Source organism: Pantoea sp. USHLN256, from assembly GCF_037149875.1.
Taxonomy (GTDB): Bacteria; Pseudomonadota; Gammaproteobacteria; order Enterobacterales; family Enterobacteriaceae; genus Pantoea; species Pantoea nemavictus.
The window spans coordinates 1-223 of sequence record NZ_JBBCQO010000056.1 but is presented as its reverse complement, the minus strand read 5'-3'; the positions used below and the strand labels follow the sequence as shown (position 1 = coordinate 223).

The 223-nt window shown below is 52.5% G+C and carries 1 rRNA gene; it reads right to left on the bottom strand.

Going from position 1 to position 223, the window contains the following annotated elements:
• A 16S ribosomal RNA gene (locus WFL93_RS24220) occupies positions 1-223 on the bottom strand; the annotation flags it as partial.

Below are 223 nucleotides of genomic sequence, written 5' to 3'. Positions count from 1 at the left end.
AAAGGATAAGGGTTGCGCTCGTTGCGGGACTTAACCCAACATTTCACAACACGAGCTGACGACAGCCATGCAGCACCTGTCTCACGGTTCCCGAAGGCACCAAGGCATCTCCGCCAAGTTCCGTGGATGTCAAGAGTAGGTAAGGTTCTTCGCGTTGCATCGAATTAAACCACATGCTCCACCGCTTGTGCGGGCCCCCGTCAATTCATTTGAGTTTTAACCT